Source organism: Pseudomonas sp. D1-1 (assembly GCF_051132225.1).
Lineage (GTDB): Bacteria > Pseudomonadota > Gammaproteobacteria > Pseudomonadales > Pseudomonadaceae > Aquipseudomonas.
The window spans coordinates 3,595,025-3,613,899 of record NZ_CP071676.1; the positions used below are offsets into that span (position 1 = coordinate 3,595,025).

16 protein-coding genes are annotated in these 18,875 nt (G+C 62.7%); 2 read left to right on the forward strand and 14 right to left on the reverse strand.

Annotation, left to right across the window (positions count from 1 at the left end):
* From J3P86_RS16070 to J3P86_RS16120, 11 genes are all read right to left on the reverse strand, one after another.
* Positions 1–1,554, reverse strand: a complete 1,554-nt coding sequence (locus J3P86_RS16070; protein ID WP_434630219.1) for a sugar ABC transporter ATP-binding protein — start codon at positions 1,552–1,554, stop codon at positions 1–3.
* A 73-nt stretch (positions 1,555–1,627) separates the two neighbouring features.
* Positions 1,628–2,551, reverse strand: coding sequence for a sugar ABC transporter substrate-binding protein (locus J3P86_RS16075; RefSeq protein WP_434698403.1), 924 nt, complete (start codon positions 2,549–2,551; stop codon positions 1,628–1,630).
* A gap of 53 nt (positions 2,552–2,604) precedes the next feature.
* A complete protein-coding gene (locus J3P86_RS16080) occupies positions 2,605–2,805 on the reverse strand; it encodes a hypothetical protein (RefSeq protein ID WP_434631590.1) in 201 nt (66 codons plus the stop codon).
* Positions 2,806–2,899: 94 nt separating this feature from the next.
* Complete coding sequence (locus tag J3P86_RS16085; RefSeq protein ID WP_434698404.1) at positions 2,900–3,952, reverse strand: Gfo/Idh/MocA family protein; 1,053 nt, start codon at positions 3,950–3,952, stop codon at positions 2,900–2,902.
* A gap of 260 nt (positions 3,953–4,212) precedes the next feature.
* Positions 4,213–5,223: a Gfo/Idh/MocA family protein gene (locus J3P86_RS16090; RefSeq protein ID WP_434698405.1), complete on the reverse strand. Its 1,011-nt coding sequence runs from the start codon at positions 5,221–5,223 to the stop codon at positions 4,213–4,215.
* Between the two features lie 29 nt (positions 5,224–5,252).
* Positions 5,253–7,184 carry a 3D-(3,5/4)-trihydroxycyclohexane-1,2-dione acylhydrolase (decyclizing) gene (iolD, locus tag J3P86_RS16095; protein WP_434698406.1) on the reverse strand — a complete coding sequence of 644 codons (1,932 nt, stop codon included), beginning with the start codon at positions 7,182–7,184 and terminating at the stop codon, positions 5,253–5,255.
* A gap of 150 nt (positions 7,185–7,334) precedes the next feature.
* Entirely contained in the window at positions 7,335–8,156 is an 822-nt protein-coding gene (locus tag J3P86_RS16100) for a TIM barrel protein (RefSeq protein WP_434630210.1), read from the reverse strand.
* Between the two features lie 33 nt (positions 8,157–8,189).
* A complete protein-coding gene (locus J3P86_RS16105; RefSeq protein WP_434698407.1) occupies positions 8,190–9,692 on the reverse strand; it encodes a CoA-acylating methylmalonate-semialdehyde dehydrogenase in 1,503 nt (500 codons plus the stop codon).
* Between the two features lie 29 nt (positions 9,693–9,721).
* Entirely contained in the window at positions 9,722–10,531 is an 810-nt protein-coding gene (iolB, locus tag J3P86_RS16110; protein ID WP_434630206.1) for a 5-deoxy-glucuronate isomerase, read from the reverse strand.
* Entirely contained in the window at positions 10,528–11,421 is an 894-nt protein-coding gene (gene iolE / locus J3P86_RS16115; RefSeq protein ID WP_434601148.1) for a myo-inosose-2 dehydratase, read from the reverse strand. Before iolE ends, iolB begins: the two co-directional genes overlap by 4 nt.
* Before the next feature lie 161 nt (positions 11,422–11,582).
* Entirely contained in the window at positions 11,583–13,520 is a 1,938-nt protein-coding gene (locus J3P86_RS16120; protein ID WP_434698408.1) for a bifunctional 5-dehydro-2-deoxygluconokinase/5-dehydro-2-deoxyphosphogluconate aldolase, read from the reverse strand.
* Positions 13,521–13,832: 312 nt separating this feature from the next.
* On the opposite strand from J3P86_RS16120, the gene J3P86_RS16125 reads away from it, so the two are divergent.
* A complete protein-coding gene (locus J3P86_RS16125; protein WP_305500359.1) occupies positions 13,833–14,753 on the forward strand; it encodes a MurR/RpiR family transcriptional regulator in 921 nt (306 codons plus the stop codon).
* Between the two features lie 34 nt (positions 14,754–14,787).
* Positions 14,788–15,399 (forward strand): glutathione S-transferase N-terminal domain-containing protein, encoded by a 612-nt coding sequence (locus J3P86_RS16130; RefSeq protein WP_434698409.1) that lies wholly within the window; start codon positions 14,788–14,790, stop codon positions 15,397–15,399.
* A 440-nt stretch (positions 15,400–15,839) separates the two neighbouring features.
* Here J3P86_RS16130 and hcnC read toward each other — a convergent pair whose 3' ends face one another.
* The 3 genes from hcnC to hcnA are packed head-to-tail and all read right to left on the reverse strand — an operon-like array spanning position 15,840 to position 18,824.
* Positions 15,840–17,099, reverse strand: a complete 1,260-nt coding sequence (gene hcnC, locus J3P86_RS16135; RefSeq protein ID WP_434698411.1) for a cyanide-forming glycine dehydrogenase subunit HcnC — start codon at positions 17,097–17,099, stop codon at positions 15,840–15,842.
* A complete protein-coding gene (gene hcnB / locus J3P86_RS16140; protein WP_434698413.1) occupies positions 17,083–18,501 on the reverse strand; it encodes a cyanide-forming glycine dehydrogenase subunit HcnB in 1,419 nt (472 codons plus the stop codon). The genes hcnC and hcnB overlap by 17 nt, the downstream gene beginning before the upstream one ends.
* Complete coding sequence (hcnA, locus tag J3P86_RS16145) at positions 18,498–18,824, reverse strand: cyanide-forming glycine dehydrogenase subunit HcnA (protein ID WP_434630195.1); 327 nt, start codon at positions 18,822–18,824, stop codon at positions 18,498–18,500. Before hcnA ends, hcnB begins: the two co-directional genes overlap by 4 nt.
* Positions 18,825–18,875 lie beyond the last annotated feature (51 nt).

An 18,875-nucleotide genomic window follows, 5' to 3' on the forward strand; every position in this document is an offset into this window, starting at 1 on the left:
TCAGGACAGGCCCGACGCCAGTTGCATGACTCGTTCCTGGGTCGCTTCGCTACGGTCGAGGGTGCCCATCAGGTCACCTTCGTGCATCACCATGACCCGGTCGCTCATGCCGAGCACTTCGGGCAGCTCCGAGGAAATCATGATGACCGCCATGCCTTCGCTGGCGAGGTAGGAAATGAGTCGGTAGATTTCCGCCTTGGCGCCAACATCGATACCGCGGGTCGGCTCGTCGAGGATCAGGATGCGCGGGTTGGTCATCAGCCAGCGGGCCAGCAACGCTTTCTGCTGGTTGCCGCCGGACAAGGTGTCGATGCACTGCTCGAGGGACGGCGTCTTGACCCGCAGTTTCTTGCACATTTCTTCGCACAGCGCGCGCAGGGCTTTTTGCTGGATGAAGCCGTTGCCGACGTAATGGGGCAACACCGCCATCTCCATGTTTTCCAGCACCGACAGGCAGGGAAACAGGCCGCTGAGCTTGCGGTCTTCGGTCAACAGGGCGAAGCCCTTCTCGATCGCCATGTGCGGATCAGTGATGCGCACCGGCTCGCCGTCCAGCAGGATCTCGCCGCCGGTGGCCGGGGTCACGCCAAAGATCGCCTCGGCGACATTGGTCCGGCCCGAGCCCATCAACCCGGCGATGCCGAGGATCTCGCCAGCATGCAGGTCGAACGACACGCCTTTGAATATACCGTCCAGGCTCAGGTCGCGTACCGACAGCACCTGATCGCCGATGGGCTTGTCCCGCTCGGGAAACAACTGGCTCAACTCGCGCCCGACCATCATCGAGATCAGGCTGTCGCCGTCCATGCTGTCGGCCCGTTGCAGACCGATGTAGGCACCGTCACGGAACACCGCCACCTCATCGGCGATGGCGAACACTTCATTCATCTTGTGGGTGATATAGATGATGCCCTTACCCTGGGCCTTGAGGTCGGCGATGATCGAAAACAGATGCGCGACTTCCGTCTCGGTGATGGCCGAGGTCGGTTCGTCCATGATCAGGATGTCCGAGTCATACGAAACGGCCTTGGCGATCTCCACCATCTGCCGCTCGGCGATGCTCAGGTTGCCCACCTGCTCCTCGGGGTCGAGCTTGATTCGCAGGCGCTCCAGCAAGCGCGCGGTGCAGCGGTGCATCTCACCGTGGTCGATCATGTGCAGGCCGTTGAGCTGCTCACGGCCGATCCAGATGTTCTCGGCGATGCTCATGTGCGGCATCAGGTTCAGTTCCTGGTGGATCATCGCGATCCCGGCCTGCAAGGCCGCCAGCGGGGTGTCGAACGTGATCGGCTTGCCGCGCAGGCGCAGTTCACCGGCATCCGGCTGGTAGATGCCGGCGATGATTTTCATCAGCGTGGATTTGCCTGCGCCGTTTTCGCCCATCAAGGCCAGCACCGAGCCGGGGCGCACCCGCAGTTGCACGTCGGACAGGGCCACCACGCCGGGAAAACCCTTGCTGACGTTGACGACTTCCAGCAGGTACGGTTCGTCAGGTAATGCGCCCGGCTGGAAAGTCGCCGCCGGGGCGCTCGTAGCAGTCGCTGATGCGAACATGGTCAGGTACTCCCTCGGCAAGATCGGCGCGGCGACCTTGCCTGTTTATTGTTGTGATGGAACGGGTGGGACGTCACTTGAACTGATCGACGTTCTCCGGCGTGATCAGGCGATACGGCACCACGACGGATTGCATCTTCTCGCCCTTGGCCATTTTCACCGCCGTGTCGATGGAGCCATCGGCCTGGCCCTTGGCGTCCTGGAACACCGAGACCGCCATGTCGCCTTTCTTGATGGCGTTCAAGCCGTCCGGCGTACCGTCGACTCCAGCTATCAGGACACTGCCCTTCTTGGTGCCCGCTTGCTTGAGGGCCATGGCGGCGCCGATGGCCATCTCGTCGTTGTTGGACACCACAGCCTGGAACTCGCGGCCCTGGGTCAGCCAGTCATTGACCAGGGTCATGCCCTTGTCCCGCGACCAGATGCCGGTCTGTTCCTGTTCGATCTTGATGCCCGGGTACTTGGCCAGCACTTCCTTGACGCCCTTGGTGCGGTTGGTGGTGGAGTTGTTGGCCAGGTCGCCCAGCAGGATCACGATGTCGCCCTTGCCGCCCATCTTGTCGGCCAGGTATTGCATCTGCATGCGCCCGGCTTCCAGGTCATCGGAGGCCACGGTGACCACCCCTTCCGGCAACTTCAGATCGTCCGGGCGGCGGTTGACGTACACCAGCGGGATGCCCGCGGCCACCGCGGCCTTGGTGATGCGCTGGGTCGCGGCGGTGTCAACGGGGTTGACGATGAGCGCGTCGACCTTCTGGCTGATGAAGCTTTCCACCTGGCTGAGCTGCTTGACCACGTCACTGCGCGCATCTTCGAATTGCAGGGTGACGCCGTCCGGCAGGGACTTGGCTTTCTTGTCCATGGATTCGCGCAGGTAGGTCAACCAGGTGTCATCGAACTGGGACATGCTGACGCCGATCTTCAGGTCCGCCAGGGCAACGCCGCTGGCGAACATCAACGACAGGGCCAGCGAGGCAATACGGGTCTTGGTCTTCATGAACGGTCTTTCTCCACATTTTTGTTGGTCTTATGGATAAGGCGTGACGGACTTCAGGAACGCGGCAAACGCACGATCGGTGCGCCGGGCATGCAGCACACCAAGGCGCCCTTGCGCTGGATGCACAGGGATTCGAAAAAAGGAAGGATTGCGGACAGGCGCAAGGGCAGTGGCAGGTGAAACGCAGAGCGGTTGAAGGTTTTCATCGACGGTACCTGGCTGTGTTTCTTGTTTTTGTTTAGTTCGTCGTTCATTCAAGCCGGGCCTGGATAAACGCGAACAGGGTTGTCGGTCACCTGGAATCGACTTTATTGGAAAATATTTTCCATATCAACTGATTTTAGAATTTTATTCGTTTTTTGTTCCATGACCAACGGGCGTGGATAAATACACCACGTTGCCCTGCTCCGCGCTTTGCCTTGCAGCGTCCAGGACACGGGTCGTGGCCAAGGCGTCGCGAGCGGCGACCGGCAGCGGCCCGTCGCCCTGCAAGGCGGCCTGGAGACTCTGGTAGAACGCCAGCCAGCAACCGCGTTCCGAGGCCACGCGCTCGCGCTCGGCACCGTGTTCGAACCAGCCCCAGCGCCGGTGCTCCTCGGCGCCCCAGCGCTCGCCTGCGGTGGCCGGGCTCAATCCCGCCAACGCCTGGGCTTCCTGCCCATCGAGGCCTTCGACGGTATAGCAGCCTTCGCTGCCACTGACCCGAAAGCGTGGGCGCGGCGCGTCCTGCAGGCAACTGCCGCGCAAGTGCGACACGACGCCATTGGCGTGGGCCAGCGACATGAAGAAGCCGTTGTCGTAGGCCTGGTCCGGCTGTCGATAATCCAGCTCGGCGTAAACCCGCAGCACCGGACCAAACAATTGCAATGCCTGGTCCACCAGATGGCTGCCCAGGTCCCGCAGGAATCCGCCGCCGCTGCCTTTTCCCACCGAGGTCGGTGAGTAACGTTCGACGCTGGATTCAAAGCGAGTCACCTGCCCCAGTGCGCCGGATCCGAGCAACTTGCGCACGGTCAGGAAATCCGAATCCCAGCGCCGGTTCTGGTACACGCTCAACGGCACATTGCGCCGTTCGGCGGCCAGCACCATCGTTTCGGCCTGTGCGGCGTCTAGGGCAAAAGGCTTATCGCTGACCACCCCCACGCCGTGCTCGATGGCTTCCAGTACCAGCGCCGGACGCGCTTCCAGCGGCGTGGACACCACCACCGCATCGACGCCGGCCGCCACCAGTTGCGCAAGGCTGTCGAACGCTTGGGCCTGCGGATGCTCGCTTGCCAACTGCTGGCGCCGCTCGGCGGAGCGGGTTACCACGCCGACGAAAGTAGCCCCCGGCAGGCTGCTGATCAGCGGCGCATGGAAAAAACGCCCGCCCTTGCCGTAGCCTACTAATCCGATTCGCATGAAAGCTCCTTATCTGTATAGGGCGCCGGCACCTGTGGGAGCGAGCCTGCTCGCGAAAGCGGTGGATCAGACATATTAATGCAGGCAGACCCGACGCCTTCGCGAGCAGGCTCGCTCCCACAATTTGACCGAGTACCTTCAGGGTAAACGAGGTCGACTGTGGGAGCGGGCTTGCACGCGAAGGCGGCGGTAATTTCAACATTGATGTCGACTGACACTACGCCTTCGCGAGCAAGCCCGCTCCCACGGGAAAATGGTGCTCAGCCGTAGAATGGTGGCCGTTCGGGCAGCTCGACCTTGACGATCTGCCCGCTCTGCTGCGCTTCGATACACGCGTCCGCCGCCACCGCCGCGGCGAACCCATCCCAGGCCGAGGGGCCGCCCACCTGGCCGGCGCGCACGCCGTCGATGAAGGCCTGCAGTTCGACGTCGTAAGCGCCGATGAACCGATCTTTCCAGTCCATCAGGATCGCATTGGAAAGCTTGGCGCCGCTGCGCAGTTGCACCTGGGACGGTTCTGGCAGCCTGGCGATGCCGGTCTCCCCCACCACTTCGCACTGGATGTCGTAGCCGTACTGGCAATTGACGAACACTTCAACGTCGATGCGCGTGCCCTTGGCGGTTTCCAGCAGGACGATCTGTGGATCGCGCAAGTGCGCCAGGGCCTTGCTGGTCTTGCGTGGAAACACCACCTGCACCGAGACGTAGTCGTCGGCCAGCAACCAGCGCAACACATCCAGCTCGTGAATCAAGGTGTCGGTGATGGCCATGTCGGTCTTGTAGTTTTCGCCCACGCTGGGGTTGCGGTGGGCACAGTGCAGCATCAACGGCTCGCCGATCTGTCCGCTGTCGATCACCGACTTGAGCGCCCGATAACCTTCATCGTAGGGGCGCATGAACCCGACCTGTACCAGGCGCTTGCCGTGGGCCACTTCGGCTTCGACGATCCGGCGGCAACCTTCGGCGGTAACGGCCAACGGCTTCTCACAGAACACCGGCTTGCCGGCGGCGATGGCCGCCAGCACGAATTCTTCATGACTCGGGCCCCAGGACGTGACGAGGATCGCCTCGACGTCCGGCGCCTTGATCAGTGCATGGCCGTCGGGATAGACCTCGGCGGTCAACTTCAGGTCGGCCACCACTTTCGCCGCTTGCACCAGGTTGATGTCGGTCACCGCGACGACCTGGCTGTTGAGCAACGTCTGGCTGCAACGACGGATATGGTCCTGGCCGATGGCCCCGGTGCCGATGACGCCCAGCTTCAAAGACATGTGGAACTCCTTTCGTAGGGTTGGGGCAATCAGTATTGACGGGCCTTGGCCAGTCGTTCGTTGAGGGTCTTGGCGACGGCATCGGTACGGGCGCTGGTAGAGACTTGCGCCACGCCGACCCGCCACCACGACAGGTACTTGTGGATCATGGTCTTGGGCAGGACCTTGATGTCGATCAGCGTCGAGACCGTCTGGAGTCGGGCGTCGGCCAGCGCGGCGTGCAGTTCCTCCAGTGTCTTGACCTTGTAGGTCTTGCAACCGTAGGCCGCCGCGCTCATGGCGAAATCCACCGGCACGAAGGCGCCGTCGAGCTTGCCCGTCTCGGGGTTGCGAAAGCGGAACTCGGTGCCGAAGCTGTCCATGCCGTGTTCCATCTGCAGGTTGTTGATGCATCCGAACGTCATGTTGTCCAGCAGCACCACATTGATCTTGCGGCGCTCCTGGATCGAGGTGGCAAGTTCGGAGTGCAGCATCATGTAGGAGCCATCGCCCACCAGCGCGTAGACCTCTTTGTCCGGCTCGGCGAGCTTCACGCCCAGGGCGGCATTGACCTCGTAGCCCATGCACGAATAGCCATATTCGACGTGGTAGGTATTCACGCCCTTGCTGCGCCAGCTGCGCTGCAAATCACCCGGCAGGCTGCCGGCGGCGGCGACGATGACGGCATCATCGGCCAGGGTTTCGTTGAGGGTGCCGAGCACGCGGCTCTGGGTCAGGCAGGATCCGGTGAGCTCGATGAACTCGCGAAACACCGCTGGGTCCATGTGGTCGTTGATCTCGGGGACGAAGTCATCAGCCTGGAAATCGGCCTGGTAGACCCGGTCCACTTCCGCCTGCAACTGCGCCTTGGCATCGGCGATCTGCCCGCCCCATTCGGCGCGATAGGCGCCCATCGCGGCGGACAAAGCCTCAAGCCCGGAACGCGCATCGGCGAGCAGTTGCACACCGTCGAGCTTCAAGGCATCGCACGGGCTGATGTTGAGGTTGAGAAACTGCACCTCGGGATGCTGGAACAGCCATTTCGAGGCCGTGGTGAAATCGCTGTAGCGGGTGCCAACGCCGATGATCAGGTCCGCTTCCTTGGCCAGCAGGTTCGCCGCCAGGCAACCGGTTTCGCCGACGCCGCCGACGTTCAATGGATGACTGGAGACCACGGCGCTTTTGCCCGCCTGGGTTTCGGCGAAGGGGATGTCGAAACGCTCGGCTAAGGCCTGCAACGCGGCGTTGGCTCCTGAATATCTGACGCCACCACCGCAGATGATCAACGGCCGGCGCTTGCCCTTGAGCAGCGCCAAGGCATCGCCGAGCATCGCCTCGGTGGCCGGGCGACGGTCGATGCGGTGGACACGTTTTTGCAGGAAATAATCCGGGTAATCGTAGGCCTCGGCCTGTACATCCTGGGGTAGCGCCAGCGTCACCGCGCCGGTTTCGGCCGGATCGGTGAGCACGCGCATCGCCTGGATCGCGGCGGTCATCAGTTGCTCGGGGCGGTTGATCCGATCCCAGTATTTGCTCACGGCCTTGAACGCATCGTTGGTGCTGATGCTCAGGTCATGGAACTGCTCGATCTGCTGCAGCACCGGGTCGGGTTGGCGGCTGGCGTAGACATCGCCGGGCAACAGCAGCAAAGGAATGCGGTTGGCCGTCGCGGTGGCGGCGGCGGTCAGCATGTTCGCCGCACCGGGGCCGACCGACGAGCTACAGGCGTAGATCCTGCGCCGCAGGTGCTGCTTGGCAAAGCCGATGGCGGCATGGGCCATTCCCTGCTCGTTGCGGCCCTGATGGACCACCAGGTCGCCGCTGTCCTGCTCCAGTGCCTGGCCGAGGCCCAGCACGTTGCCGTGGCCGAAAATGGTAAACACCCCGGCGACGAACTTGCTCTGGACGCCATCGACCTCGATGTACTGGTTATCGAGGAATTTCACCAGGGCCTGGGCCATGGTCAGTCGTGTTGTGGTCATGCTTGCACCCTTTTCAAACGCAACTCGGTCAAGTGTGGGAGCGAGCTTGCTCGCGATAGCGGTGTATCAGGCAACTGATGTGTTGAATGGGTTACCGTCATCGCGAGCAAGCTCGCTCCCACAGGGGTTCTCCATCGTTTTGAGATCAGGTCAGGCCTGCGAGCTTTGCAGGTGGCTCATACTCGCCCCCAGCGCCTGGCGGATATCGGCCAGTTCATGGACGCTTTCGGCAAACGGCTCGAAGGACAGGTAGCCTTCATAACCGCCCGCGCGCAGCGCCTCGATCTGCGCGGCATTGCCAAGGATGTCGGCGTCGCCCACCAGCACCCGGTGGCCGTCGCGAATACTCGCCAACGGTGCCTGCGCATCCTCGACGCCGGAGATGTGCACCAGCCCGGTCAGCTCGGGAAAAAATTCCTCCTCGCCGGCCAGGTGATGGTGAAAGGTGTCATGCACCAGGCGGAACACATCCAGCCCGCCGATGGCCTTGATCGCCTCCACCGCCGCGCGTTTGCGCCGCAACGAGCACTCCTCGAACCCCAGGGGTTCGATAAAACCGTAGATGCCGAAGGCGCGCAGGATCGGCGCCAGCTCACTGAGCGCGGTGCGTAGCCCCGCCGCGCGTTCGGCGGCGTTGCGCGGGTCGGCGCGGTCGTTGAGCGGGCACATCACCAGGCCCTCGGCGCCACACTCGCGGGCGTAATCGGCCAGGCGCACGGCCTGGGCGCGGCGCTCTTCATTCCATACGTCGAACGGGTACAGGGCGTTGATCGACAGCACCTTGACGCCGCGTTCGTCGCACAGCTCACGGACCCGGGCGGGCGGCATGCCGTCTTCGATTTCGACACCCTTGAGGTCATTGCGGATTTCGATGGCATCGGTTTTCAACGCCAGCGCCAGGTCGATGAAAGCGGGCAGCGACAGGCGTGGGGCAACCATTCGGTTCAAGGCAAAACGCAGGGGCTTGTTCATTGTTGTTCTCCCTCCGGCATTCATGGAAATGGGTTATTGAGCAGTGGGCATGCTGAATTCGGGACCCTTGGCGATGCTGTCCGGCCAGCGCTGCATCACGCTCTTGTAGCGACTGTAGAAGCGCAGGCCTTCCTCGCCATAAGCGTGGTGATCACCGAACAGCGAGCGCTTCCAGCCGCCAAAGGAGTGCCAGGCCATGGGCACCGGAATCGGTACGTTGATACCGACCATGCCGACCTTGATGCTGCGGGCGAATGCCCGGGCGATGCCGCCGTCACGGGTAAAACACGACACGCCGTTGCCGAATTCATGGGCGTTGATCAGCGCGACCGCCGTGGCGAAATCCGGCACACGAACGATCCCCAGCACCGGGCCGAAAATCTCCTGCTGGTAGATGCTCATTTCGGCAGTGACCTGGTCGAACAGCGTCGCCCCGACAAAGAACCCCTGATCGGCCCCGGGCACCTTGAAGCCCCTCCCGTCGACGATCAGCCGCGCGCCCTCGGCTACGCCGGAATCGATGAAACCTTCAACCTTGGCCTTGTGCTCGGCAGTCACCAGCGGCCCCATGTCGGTGCCGGGCTGCTGGCCATTGCCGACCTTCAACTGGTCGATGCGTGGCAACAATCGCGCGATCAGCTCATCGCCGACGTCACCCACCGCCACGGCGATAGAGATCGCCATGCAGCGCTCACCGGCCGAGCCGTAAGCCGCTCCGATCAGCGCATCCGCCGCCTGGTCGAGGTCGGCGTCGGGCATGACGATCATGTGGTTTTTCGCCCCGCCCAGGGCCTGCACGCGCTTGCCGTTCGCGGTGCCCTGCTGGTGGATGTATTCGGCGATGGGCGTGGAGCCGACAAAGGAGATCGCCTCGATGTCCGGGTGCTGCAACAGCGCATCCACCGCCGTCTTGTCGCCCTGGACCACGTTGAACACGCCATCCGGCAACCCGGCCTCGGTCAATAACCGAGCCATCAGCAGACTGGCGGACGGGTCGCGCTCCGAAGGCTTGAGGATGAAGCAGTTGCCCGCCACCAGCGCCAGGGGAATCATCCACAGCGGCACCATCACCGGGAAGTTGAATGGCGTGACCCCGGCACAGACGCCCAGGGGCTGGCGCAGGTTCCAGTTGTCGATGCCACCGCCGATGTTGTCGCTGAAATCGGTCTTGAGCAGGCTCGGCGCACCGCAGGCGTACTCGACGATCTCGATGCCCCGGGTGACTTCGCCGTGGGCGTCGGAGAGTACCTTGCCGTGCTCGCGGCTGATGATCTGCGCCAACTCGTCGTGGTGGCGGTCAAGCAGTTCCTTGAACTTGAACATCACCCGGGAACGGCGCAACGACGACTGCTCGGACCAGCCGGGAAAGGCCGCCAGCGCCGAAGCCACCGCTGCCTCGACGGTACCCGGTTCGGCCAGCGCCACCCGGGCCTGTACCGTGCCGGTAGCGGGATTGAAGACGTTGCTGAACCGCGCGGAGTCGTTGCTGTGCACCTGACCGTTGATGTAATGGCCTATTACCGGGGTGTCGCTCATTGTCCTGGTCTCCGTTGGAATGTTCGAATTCAGAGGTCGAGCAGCCAGCTATGCTGCGGATCGTTATGGAATTGCCAGACCCGCTTCGGACCGGCCATGACGTTCAGGTAATACGACTCGTACCCGTAGGGCACGCTGACCGGGTGGTAACCCTTGGGCACCACGACCAGATCGCTGTTTTCCACGGCCATGGCCTGGTCGATGCTGCGATCGTCGGTGTAGACCCGTTGGAACACGAAGCCCTGGGAAGGGTTGACCTGGTGGTAATAGGTCTCTTCGAGAAAGCTCTGGTGCGGCAAGTCGTCGGTGTCGTGCTTGTGCGGCGGATAGCTGGACGAATGCCCCGACGGCGTGCGCACTTCCACCACCAGCAGCGAATGGGCCGGCTCGCTGTCCGGCAGGATGTCGCAGACGTAGCGGGTATTGGCGCCCTTGCCGCGCACGCTGCGCTTCATGCTCTCGGGACGGATCAGCCGTGGGCCGTACGCATTCGGCGCGCCGCCCGGCGCGGCGCACACCGCCACTTGCACATCGCTCAACGCGGTGATCTGGGCCTGGCTGCCGGGCGGCAGATACGCGGCGTAAGGGGATTTGTCCTCGAATACCGACTGGCGATCGCCGAGGTTGTCCCAATCGAAGGCGCCCTGCCCCGGTGCTTCGCCCTTGAGGTTGATGCGGCCGCTGAGCAGTACCACGCACAATTCCCGGTCTGCGGCGGCCACCGGCAGGCTTTCGCCAAGGCTCAAGCGGTAGGCGGCAAAACCGACGTATTCCAGCGCGTCGCGTGGCAGTTCAACCATGGTCCGGTCGCTGGGATTGCTCTTGATCAGCAGGCTCATGGCGCAGTTCTCTCCTGCAACAGGGCACGCAAGGTGTCGTAGCCCTTCTTGGCATAGATATAACTCGGCGCCACCGCCGGGTCCTGCTCGGCTTCCACCACCAGCCAGCCCTGATAATCGGCAGCCAGCAGGACATCGAGCAACGCAGCGAAGTCGATATCGCCATCTCCAGGCACGGTGAACGTGCCGTTGATGATGCAGTCCGGAAAGCTCCAGAGGTTGTTGCGCGCCAACTGCACCACGGGTTTGCGCACGTCCTTGAAGTGCACATGGCAGATGCGCTCGATGTGTTTGCGCAGCACCTGCAGCGGTTCGCCGCCGCCCATGTAGCAATGGCCCGAATCGAACAACAGGCCGACCTCGCTGCCGGTCAGCGCCATCAGCTTGTCGATGTCCGAAGGCGATTCAACGTAGGCGCCCATGTGGTGGTGGTAGGCCAGGCGCACGCCTTGTGACAAGGTGAAGCGGGCCAGCTCGGTGAGCTTGTCGGCATAGGCCTGCCAGGCCTCGTCAGTGTGAAAGCGTGGCCGCTCGATCAACGGAATGCGCTGGCCCTGGATCGAATCGGCCACTTCGCCATAGACCAGCACCGTTGCGCCGTTCTGCGCCAGCAGCTCGACATGGCTGGCGATGGCGTCGATCTCCTCGGCCGCCGAACGCCGCGCCAGTCGACTGGAATACCAGCCGGAGACCAGCGCCAGATCGTAAGGGCGCAACACGTCGCCGACGCCCTTGGCGTCCTTGGGAAACTTGCCATTGAGCTCGAAACCTTCATAGCCGATTTCCTTGCCTTCGCTCAACGCCGTGCTCAACGGCGTCTCGCCGCCCAACGATGGCAAGTCGTCGTTGCTCCAGGAAATCGGGTTGATGCCAATTCGAATAGCGGGCATGGCTGCACCTTTTGTTGTTTTACATAACCAGGGCGGCGAACCCCTGTGGGAGCGAGCCTGCTCGCGAAAGCGGTGGGTCAGTCACATCAACGCTGCAGACCCGACGCCTTCGCGAGCAGGCTCGCTCCCACAGGCTCAGTGTTCACAATCTTTGACTTCCTTTAACTGCGCGCAGCGCGCCAGGCCTCGATCAATTCCACAAACCGGCCCTGCACATCCCGGATCAGCGTTTCATCATCGATCTCCCCGGCCAGCCAGGCGCGGCTCGGTTCCTGGAAGATCGTCCGGCCCACGGCAAACCCTCTGCAAGTGCTGCTCTGGCTGGCCTGGCGAAAGCCTTCGGCCAACGCGGCCGCAGGGGCGTTGAGGCCCAGCAGCACCACGCCACGGCAATACGGATCGCGCTGCTGGATCAGCTCATCAAGTTGTTTCCACTCATCGCAGGTCTGCGCCTCGATTTTCCACCACGCCGGGAAAATACCCAGGTTGTAGAGCCGCTTGAGCGCCCGATACAGCACGTCCGGATGGGCCGATGGATGATCCTTGGGCGGAATGACCTCCAGCAGCAATTCATGGCCGCTGGCCTGGGACGCCTTGTACAACCCCATCAATTGCGCCTCTTGCTCCAGGCGCAGCAGCGGTTCGTCGTCAGGATGAAATTGCACCAGGCATTTGATGATCTGCTCTTGTGGCCAGGCAATCAGGTTGCTGCCGATGGAACGGCCGTGTTCGAACGCCAGCGGCCGCGAGCCCTGCACCTCCACCGGCCGCGCGACCCACCAGCCGCGCCCGGTGGCCGCATTCAGGGAATCCTGGCCGAAACGCTGGTCGGCCAGCAGACCGACATCCGCCTCGATGCCCTGGCGTTGCAGGTCAGCCTCGACCCGCTCCACGGCCTGGATGAACAGTTGCTTGAGCTCGCCGATGCTGTCGAGGCCACGACCGCCCCGCTGGGCCAGTTCCACCAACTGCCAGCGATGGTCAAAGGCAAAGATGAACAGCTGTTTCCAGACCCTGCGCGGCACGCTGACCTGATGCAGCCGTTGCAGCACGACATCCTGGTCAGGGCGGGTGATCGGCACCGGGCTGGCAAACAGGTAATCCAGCTCGGCCCGGGTCGGCATCGCCGGGGCGCAGGCATGACGCGACACCACCAACCCGCCACAGGCGTTGGCCAACTGGCAGCAGCGCTCATCGCTGGCGTCCTCCAGCCAACCGGCGAGGAAACCCGACATGAACGCATCGCCCGCGCCCAGCACATTCAACACCTCGACCCGCACGCCGGGGTAGATGGCGCCGTCTTCCAGGCGGTTCGGGATATCGCCGTGGATCACCGTGCAACCTTGCGGGCCAAGCTTCACCACCAGGGTCGCCGCCGTCAGCGAGCGCACGGTACGCAGCGCGGCCAGCAGATCTTCGCTGCCACCGGCGATCAAAAACTCTTCTTCGGTGCCGACGATCAGGTCGAAACGCGCCAGGATGCCTTGTACGTGCTGGCTGACCTTGCGGTCGGCGACAAAACGGGTTTCGCCATCGGCCTTGGGCGCCAGGCCCCAGAGTACCGGGCGGTAGTCGATATCGAGGATACGTTTGACCTGGTGCGTCTGCGCATAGTCCAGCGCCTGGATGCTGGCCTGGTAGACGCTGTCGGTGGAGAAGTGCGTGCCGGTGATCAACAGCGCCTTGCTGGACGCGATGAAGGCTTCGTCGATGTCCTCGGACCGTAGCGCCATGTCCGCGCAATTTTCACGGTAGAACACCAGGGGAAAGGTCTCGCGGTCCTTGATGCCGAGCAACACCATGGCTGTCAGTCGCTCGGGGTCGACCTTGATGCCGCTGACGTCGCAGCCTTCGCGCATCAGGGATTCCACCAGGAAGCGCCCCATATGATCATCGCCCACCCGGCTCAGCATCGCCGACCGAAGCCCGAGACGGGCCGTGCCAAAGGCGATGTTGGCAGATGAGCCACCCAGGTACTTGGCGAAGCTCGAGACATCCTCAAGCCGCGCACCGACTTGCTGCGCGTAGAGATCGACGCCCAGGCGCCCCAGGCAGATCACATCCAATTGACGTCCACTGGCAAAACGAGTCTGGCCCATGCTGGCTCCTGTTATTTTTATCAGCCTGCGCTTGACGCCGGAACCGACGCCAACGCTTTGGTGAATGCAGACTAAAACGAGCGAACGGCAATAATCAATATTTTTTCCATAAATTTTTATAGTGGAATATTTTTTCCAATAGACTGTTACTTGGCCGGACCAGACGCGGTGCATCGTTTCAGCACGGCTCACAACTGCGCGCGCTCATGATTTTCCCCGCGGCTACGCTGTAGACTGCGACCAGCCAACCTATTGTCGAGGACCAACCCGTTTCCCAGGGCGTCCTATAAGAACAAGCCAGAAGGATTTTCTATGACCCGCCCCGATCTGCCGGTGCCGTCCGAGAGCGCGTCCGAACCCGCCCTCCCCAGCCCACCGATCAACGCCGAGCGGCTGCTGCAATTGATTACCGAGGAGTACGAAGGCCTGCCGCGCCAGCTCAAACGCATCGCCAGCTACATGAGCCAGCAAAGCGACCGGATCATGGTCGATCGCATCAGCGACATTGCCCGGGAGTGCGAAGTGCACCCCTCGGCCATCGTGCGTTTTTCCCAGCGCTTCGGCTTCAGCGGGTTCAGCGAAATGCAGGCGCTGTTTCGCGAGGCCTACACCCACAAGACCACGCCGGTGCAGAACTACCAGCAACGCATTCGCAGCATGATCGCCAACAAGTCGCAGAAGGCCAGCGCCGGCGATCTCGCGCGCGAATGCGTCAACGCCACCCTGTCGGGCATCGAGCGCCTGGGGTTGGAACTCGACGACGAGGCGTTCGAAAAAGCCGTCGACCTGGTGGTCAACGCCGATAACATCTACGTCGTTGGTGTGCGGCGCTCGTTCGCGGTGGCCGATTACCTGGTCTATAACCTTCAGCACACCAACAAGCGCATCCACCTTGTGTCGGGCCTGGGCGGCAGTTATCGCGAGCAGATGCGCAGCGTCCGGGCCAATGATCTGGTCATCGCCATCAGCTTTACCCCGTACGGCAAGGAAACCCAGCACTGCCTGCGCATCGCCCAGCATCACCAGGCCAAGACGCTGATCATCACCGACAGCAACCTGTCGCCCCTGGCCAAGCGGGCCAATGCGGTGCTGCTGGTGAACGAAGGCAGCTCGTTCGCCTTTCGCTCGTTGAGCGCCACCCTGTGCCTGTGCCAGGCGCTGTTCATCGCCGTGGCCTACCGGCTTGAACTCAAGGTTGATGAAATCCATGAACAGGTCGGATTCGAAGATTGAGCCCGGCCTGAAACAAACCGCTGAAGGAGAAGCCATGAAACTGATCGGCATGCTGGACTCGCCCTATGTGCGACGCGTCGCCATTACCGCCAAGCGCCTGGGCATCGCCCTGGAACACCAATCAGTTTCGGTGTTCAGGCATTTCGACCAATTCCAGCGCATCAACCCGGTGGTCAAGGCCCCGACCCTGGTGCTGGATGATGGCTCGGTGTTGATGGACTCGACCTTGATCATCGATTACCTGGAAACCTTGGCCGGGCCCGGGAAGAGCCTGATGCCGAGCGATCCGGGGCAACGGTTGCAATCGTTGCAACTGATCGGGTTGGCATTGGCGGCGTGCGAAAAATCGGTGCAGATCTATTACGAACGCACTTTGCGCCCAGCGGAAATCCAGCATGAGCCGTGGCTCGCGCGGGTGTCGGGCCAGTTGCTGGCGGCATATGGCGAGTTGGAAAAGGCATTGGTGAAACAACCATTGCCCACCGATGGCTCGCTCGACCAGGCCGGCATCAGCGTCGCGGTGGCATGGACTTTCACCAACCTGTTGGTGGCCGATCAGGTGCAAGGCAAGGCCTTCCCACAGATCAGCGCGTTTACCGCTTATGCCGAAGGCCTGGAAGCGTTTGTCAGTACACCGGTGGAATAACCTCCCACAGCACAAAACCTGTGGGAGCGAGCCTGCTCGCGAAGGCGCCAGCGCATCAACATTGATGTCGACTGACACGCCGCTTTCGCGAGCAGGCTCGCTCCCACACAGGAATCGTGCTTGACGAAAAACCTGCGACCGACCAAAAAACAATGTGGGAGCGAGCTTGCTCGCGATGACGGCACACCAGTCACCATCGATGTCGACTGTCCTGACGCTATCGCGAGCAAGCTCGCTCCCACAAGGGATTGTGGTGAACAAAAAAATCCTGCTCAACCAAAAAACACTGTGGGAGCGAGCCTGCTCGCGAAGGCGCCAGTGCATCGACATTGGCGTTGACTGACACACCGCTTTCGCGAGCAGGCTCGCTCCCACACAGGAATCGTGCTTGACGAAAAACCTGCGACCGACCAAAAAACAATGTGGGTTCGACCCGGCTCTCAGGCCGGTTGCATTTTCCTCGGCTCTGCAACCGCCGCCAGTCCAAACCGGTCCGCCAGGAACGGTGTGATGTCCAGCGGCAACGGCTCGTCGTTCACCAGTTTGTCCAGCAGCACCCCGGTGATGGCCGAGGTCAGGATGCCGGTGCGAAAATGCCCGCAGGCGTTGAGGTAGCCCTCCACGCCGCGCATCGGCCCGAGGATCGGCAATTCATCCGGTGAGCCGGGACGCAGGCCGGCCCAGGTGCGTTTCAGGTTGATGTCGGCCAGTTGCGGGATACACCGCACCGCGCCTTGCACCAACCCCTCGATTTCAGGGTAGGTGGTGGTCACGTCGAACCCTTTGTCTTCCGTGGTGCTGCCGATCAGGATCTCGCCGTTGTCCTTCTGCGCCACATAACAATCGCTGGTGGTCAGGCATCCCCTGAGGATTTTCGGCATGCGCTCGGTCAGCAGGATCTGCCCCTTGACCGGCTTGACCGGAATCCGCACGCCCGTCGCCTGCTCGCTCAAGTCCGCCGCCCAGGCGCCGGCAGCATTGATCAACGTCCGGCAGTTGAACGTGCCGACTTCGGCGGTTTTCACCCCTGTCACCCGACTGCCGTCACGTAATACGTCAGTCACGTTGGTATTGAAAAACAGATCAACGCCATTCTGCCGCGCGCCCTCGGTGTAGGCGTCGGCCAGGCGGAACGGGCTGACCTGGTGGTCGCAGAGAAACTCCAGCACGCCCAAGGCCTCATGGCTGACACTCGGCTCGGCCTCGCGCAACGCCGCCTGGTCGAGCCAGCGCACCTGATCAGCCAGGTGGGGAATGCAGGCGACGATGTGTTCGGCGTAGGAGCGGTCCTCATCGTCATAGATCACGAACTTGAGCCCGGTCTCTTCAAACTTGAAATCCATGCCGTGACGCTCGATCAGTTCCCTGTGCAACTGCGGATACATCGCGTTGGACTGCAAGGCGAAATCGAAAAACGAGTCGGGCAGGATATGCGGAGTGCTGGCATCCACCGCCACGGCGGCGCCTTGGGCCTGGCGCTTGCGATTGGCCGACATCATGCGAAAAAAAATCACCCCACAGCCCAGCCCCACCGATTCGCCGATGGCCCACAGGCCGCCGGCCGACGCGCGGGTGGCGTTGCCTGGACGCTTGGCATCGATCAGGGCGATCTTCAGGTGCTTGCGCTTGGACAGTTGATAGGCGCAGGACGCCCCGATCACCCCACCACCGGCGATCACTACGTCATAGTGCCTGATCATGGGATAGCGCCTCCGGGTCGTCGTTCTGGAACGCAGAGAAAGGAATCGGATCGATCGGAAAACGTGGCCGTAGCCAGCCCACATCGGTCCGTCCGGTAGCTTCGCGCAGGCGGTCGCTGCAGTAGCCGACACACAGGCGACCCTGGCAATCGCCCATGCTCACCCGGGTGCGCATTTTCAGGCTGGCCATGTCTTGCACGCCCTGTTCAAGGGCGCGGTCGATGTCCGCGCGGGTGGCGTGTTCGCAACGGCAGATCACTGTATCGGCGGCTGGCAGCGCGGTTTGCCCGGCGCCGCGCCGGGTGTAGCGATCAACGGCGGCGCGAAAACGAATGATCCGGTCCAATTGGGCCTGATAGCGCCTGCGGCGCTCCAGCGCCGTGGCCTCATCCAGGACATTACGCTGCAGCAGGACCGACAATGCCGCGATGCGCCCGCTCAACATGGCCGCTTCACCGCCGCGGATCCCGCCCATATCGCCCGCCAGGTGGATATGCGCCTCGCTGCTGCGCTGCCAGGCATCGGACACGGCGCGCAGGTAGCCGTCCTCGCTGAAGCCATGGTCAAGCCCCATCTGCTGGCTCAACTGCGTGCGCGGGATAAACCCGTAGCCGACCGCCAGCGTCTCGGCCGGCAGCTGTTCGGCCTGTCCAAGGTCCGGTTTCCAGTCGGCGGAGTAAGGCGCAACGGTCACGCTGCTCAGTTCACCCTCGCCCTCGGCGCGCACCACGCCCCAACCATAGCGCACCCGGATGCGGTGCCGCTTGAGGTACGCCAGCATGCCCAGGCCATCGAGAAACAATTGCGGTTTGTTCAATAACGCCAGGCTTTCCTTGGCGATCCTGCCGAAGGCACAGGCTTCGTAGACGCCCGCCACGGTGACGCCCGAGGCGTGCAGCTGGCAGGCCACCAAGGGCAGCAACGGGCCGGTGCCGGCAATCACCACCGGGCTCGGCGGCTTAACCACGCCACTCTTGATCTGCAATTGCAGGCCACCGAGCATCATCACCCCCGGCAGTGTCCAGCCGGGGAACGGCACACTGCGTTCATGACAACCGGCTGCCAGGATCAACTGGGAATAGGCCACTTCCCGCAAGCGCTCGTCGCCGTCCAGCAGCATCAGGGCCCGGAACCCCTCGGCACCGATGACCCGACTACCCAGTCGCACATCAATCAGGCCGGCGTTGCGCTGGAATTCCCCATGGAGCTTTGCCAGGGTCTCACTGTAGCGCGCCCCCAGGTAGTCCAGGCTCACGCCATCGCGCAACGGCCCGCGGTACACCACGCCGCCCAGGCGTGGCGCTTCTTCGAGCAGCGTGCAACGCAGGCCATTGGCGGCCAGCTCGATGGCCGCCGCCATACCCGCCGGCCCGCCGCCTACAATCACCGGATCGAGGTTCATGGCGCCTCCGTTGCGGCGATGCGATTGGCCCGGGTTTCGATCTGCATGCCCGGTCGCACCAGCGTCTGGCAGGCCCGTCGCTTGTGGCGGCCATCGATCCTGACGAGGCAGCATTGGCAAATGCCCATGCCGCAGTAGGCACCGCTGACCTGGCCGTGGTCGTTGCGGGCCACCTGGCGTTGGCCCATGGCCTGGATGACGGTGAGTACGGTCTCACCCTCGGCGGCGTCGACAGTCTGGCCGTCCAGGCGAACGCTCATGTCGGCCCGTTTCAGCGGTTGAATATCGAATTTACGGCGTAGAACATTCTGGGAGTTGATCATGCGACTCATCCTTAAGGTTCAGTAGGTCTCGGCTCCTTGCGCCACTTGCCA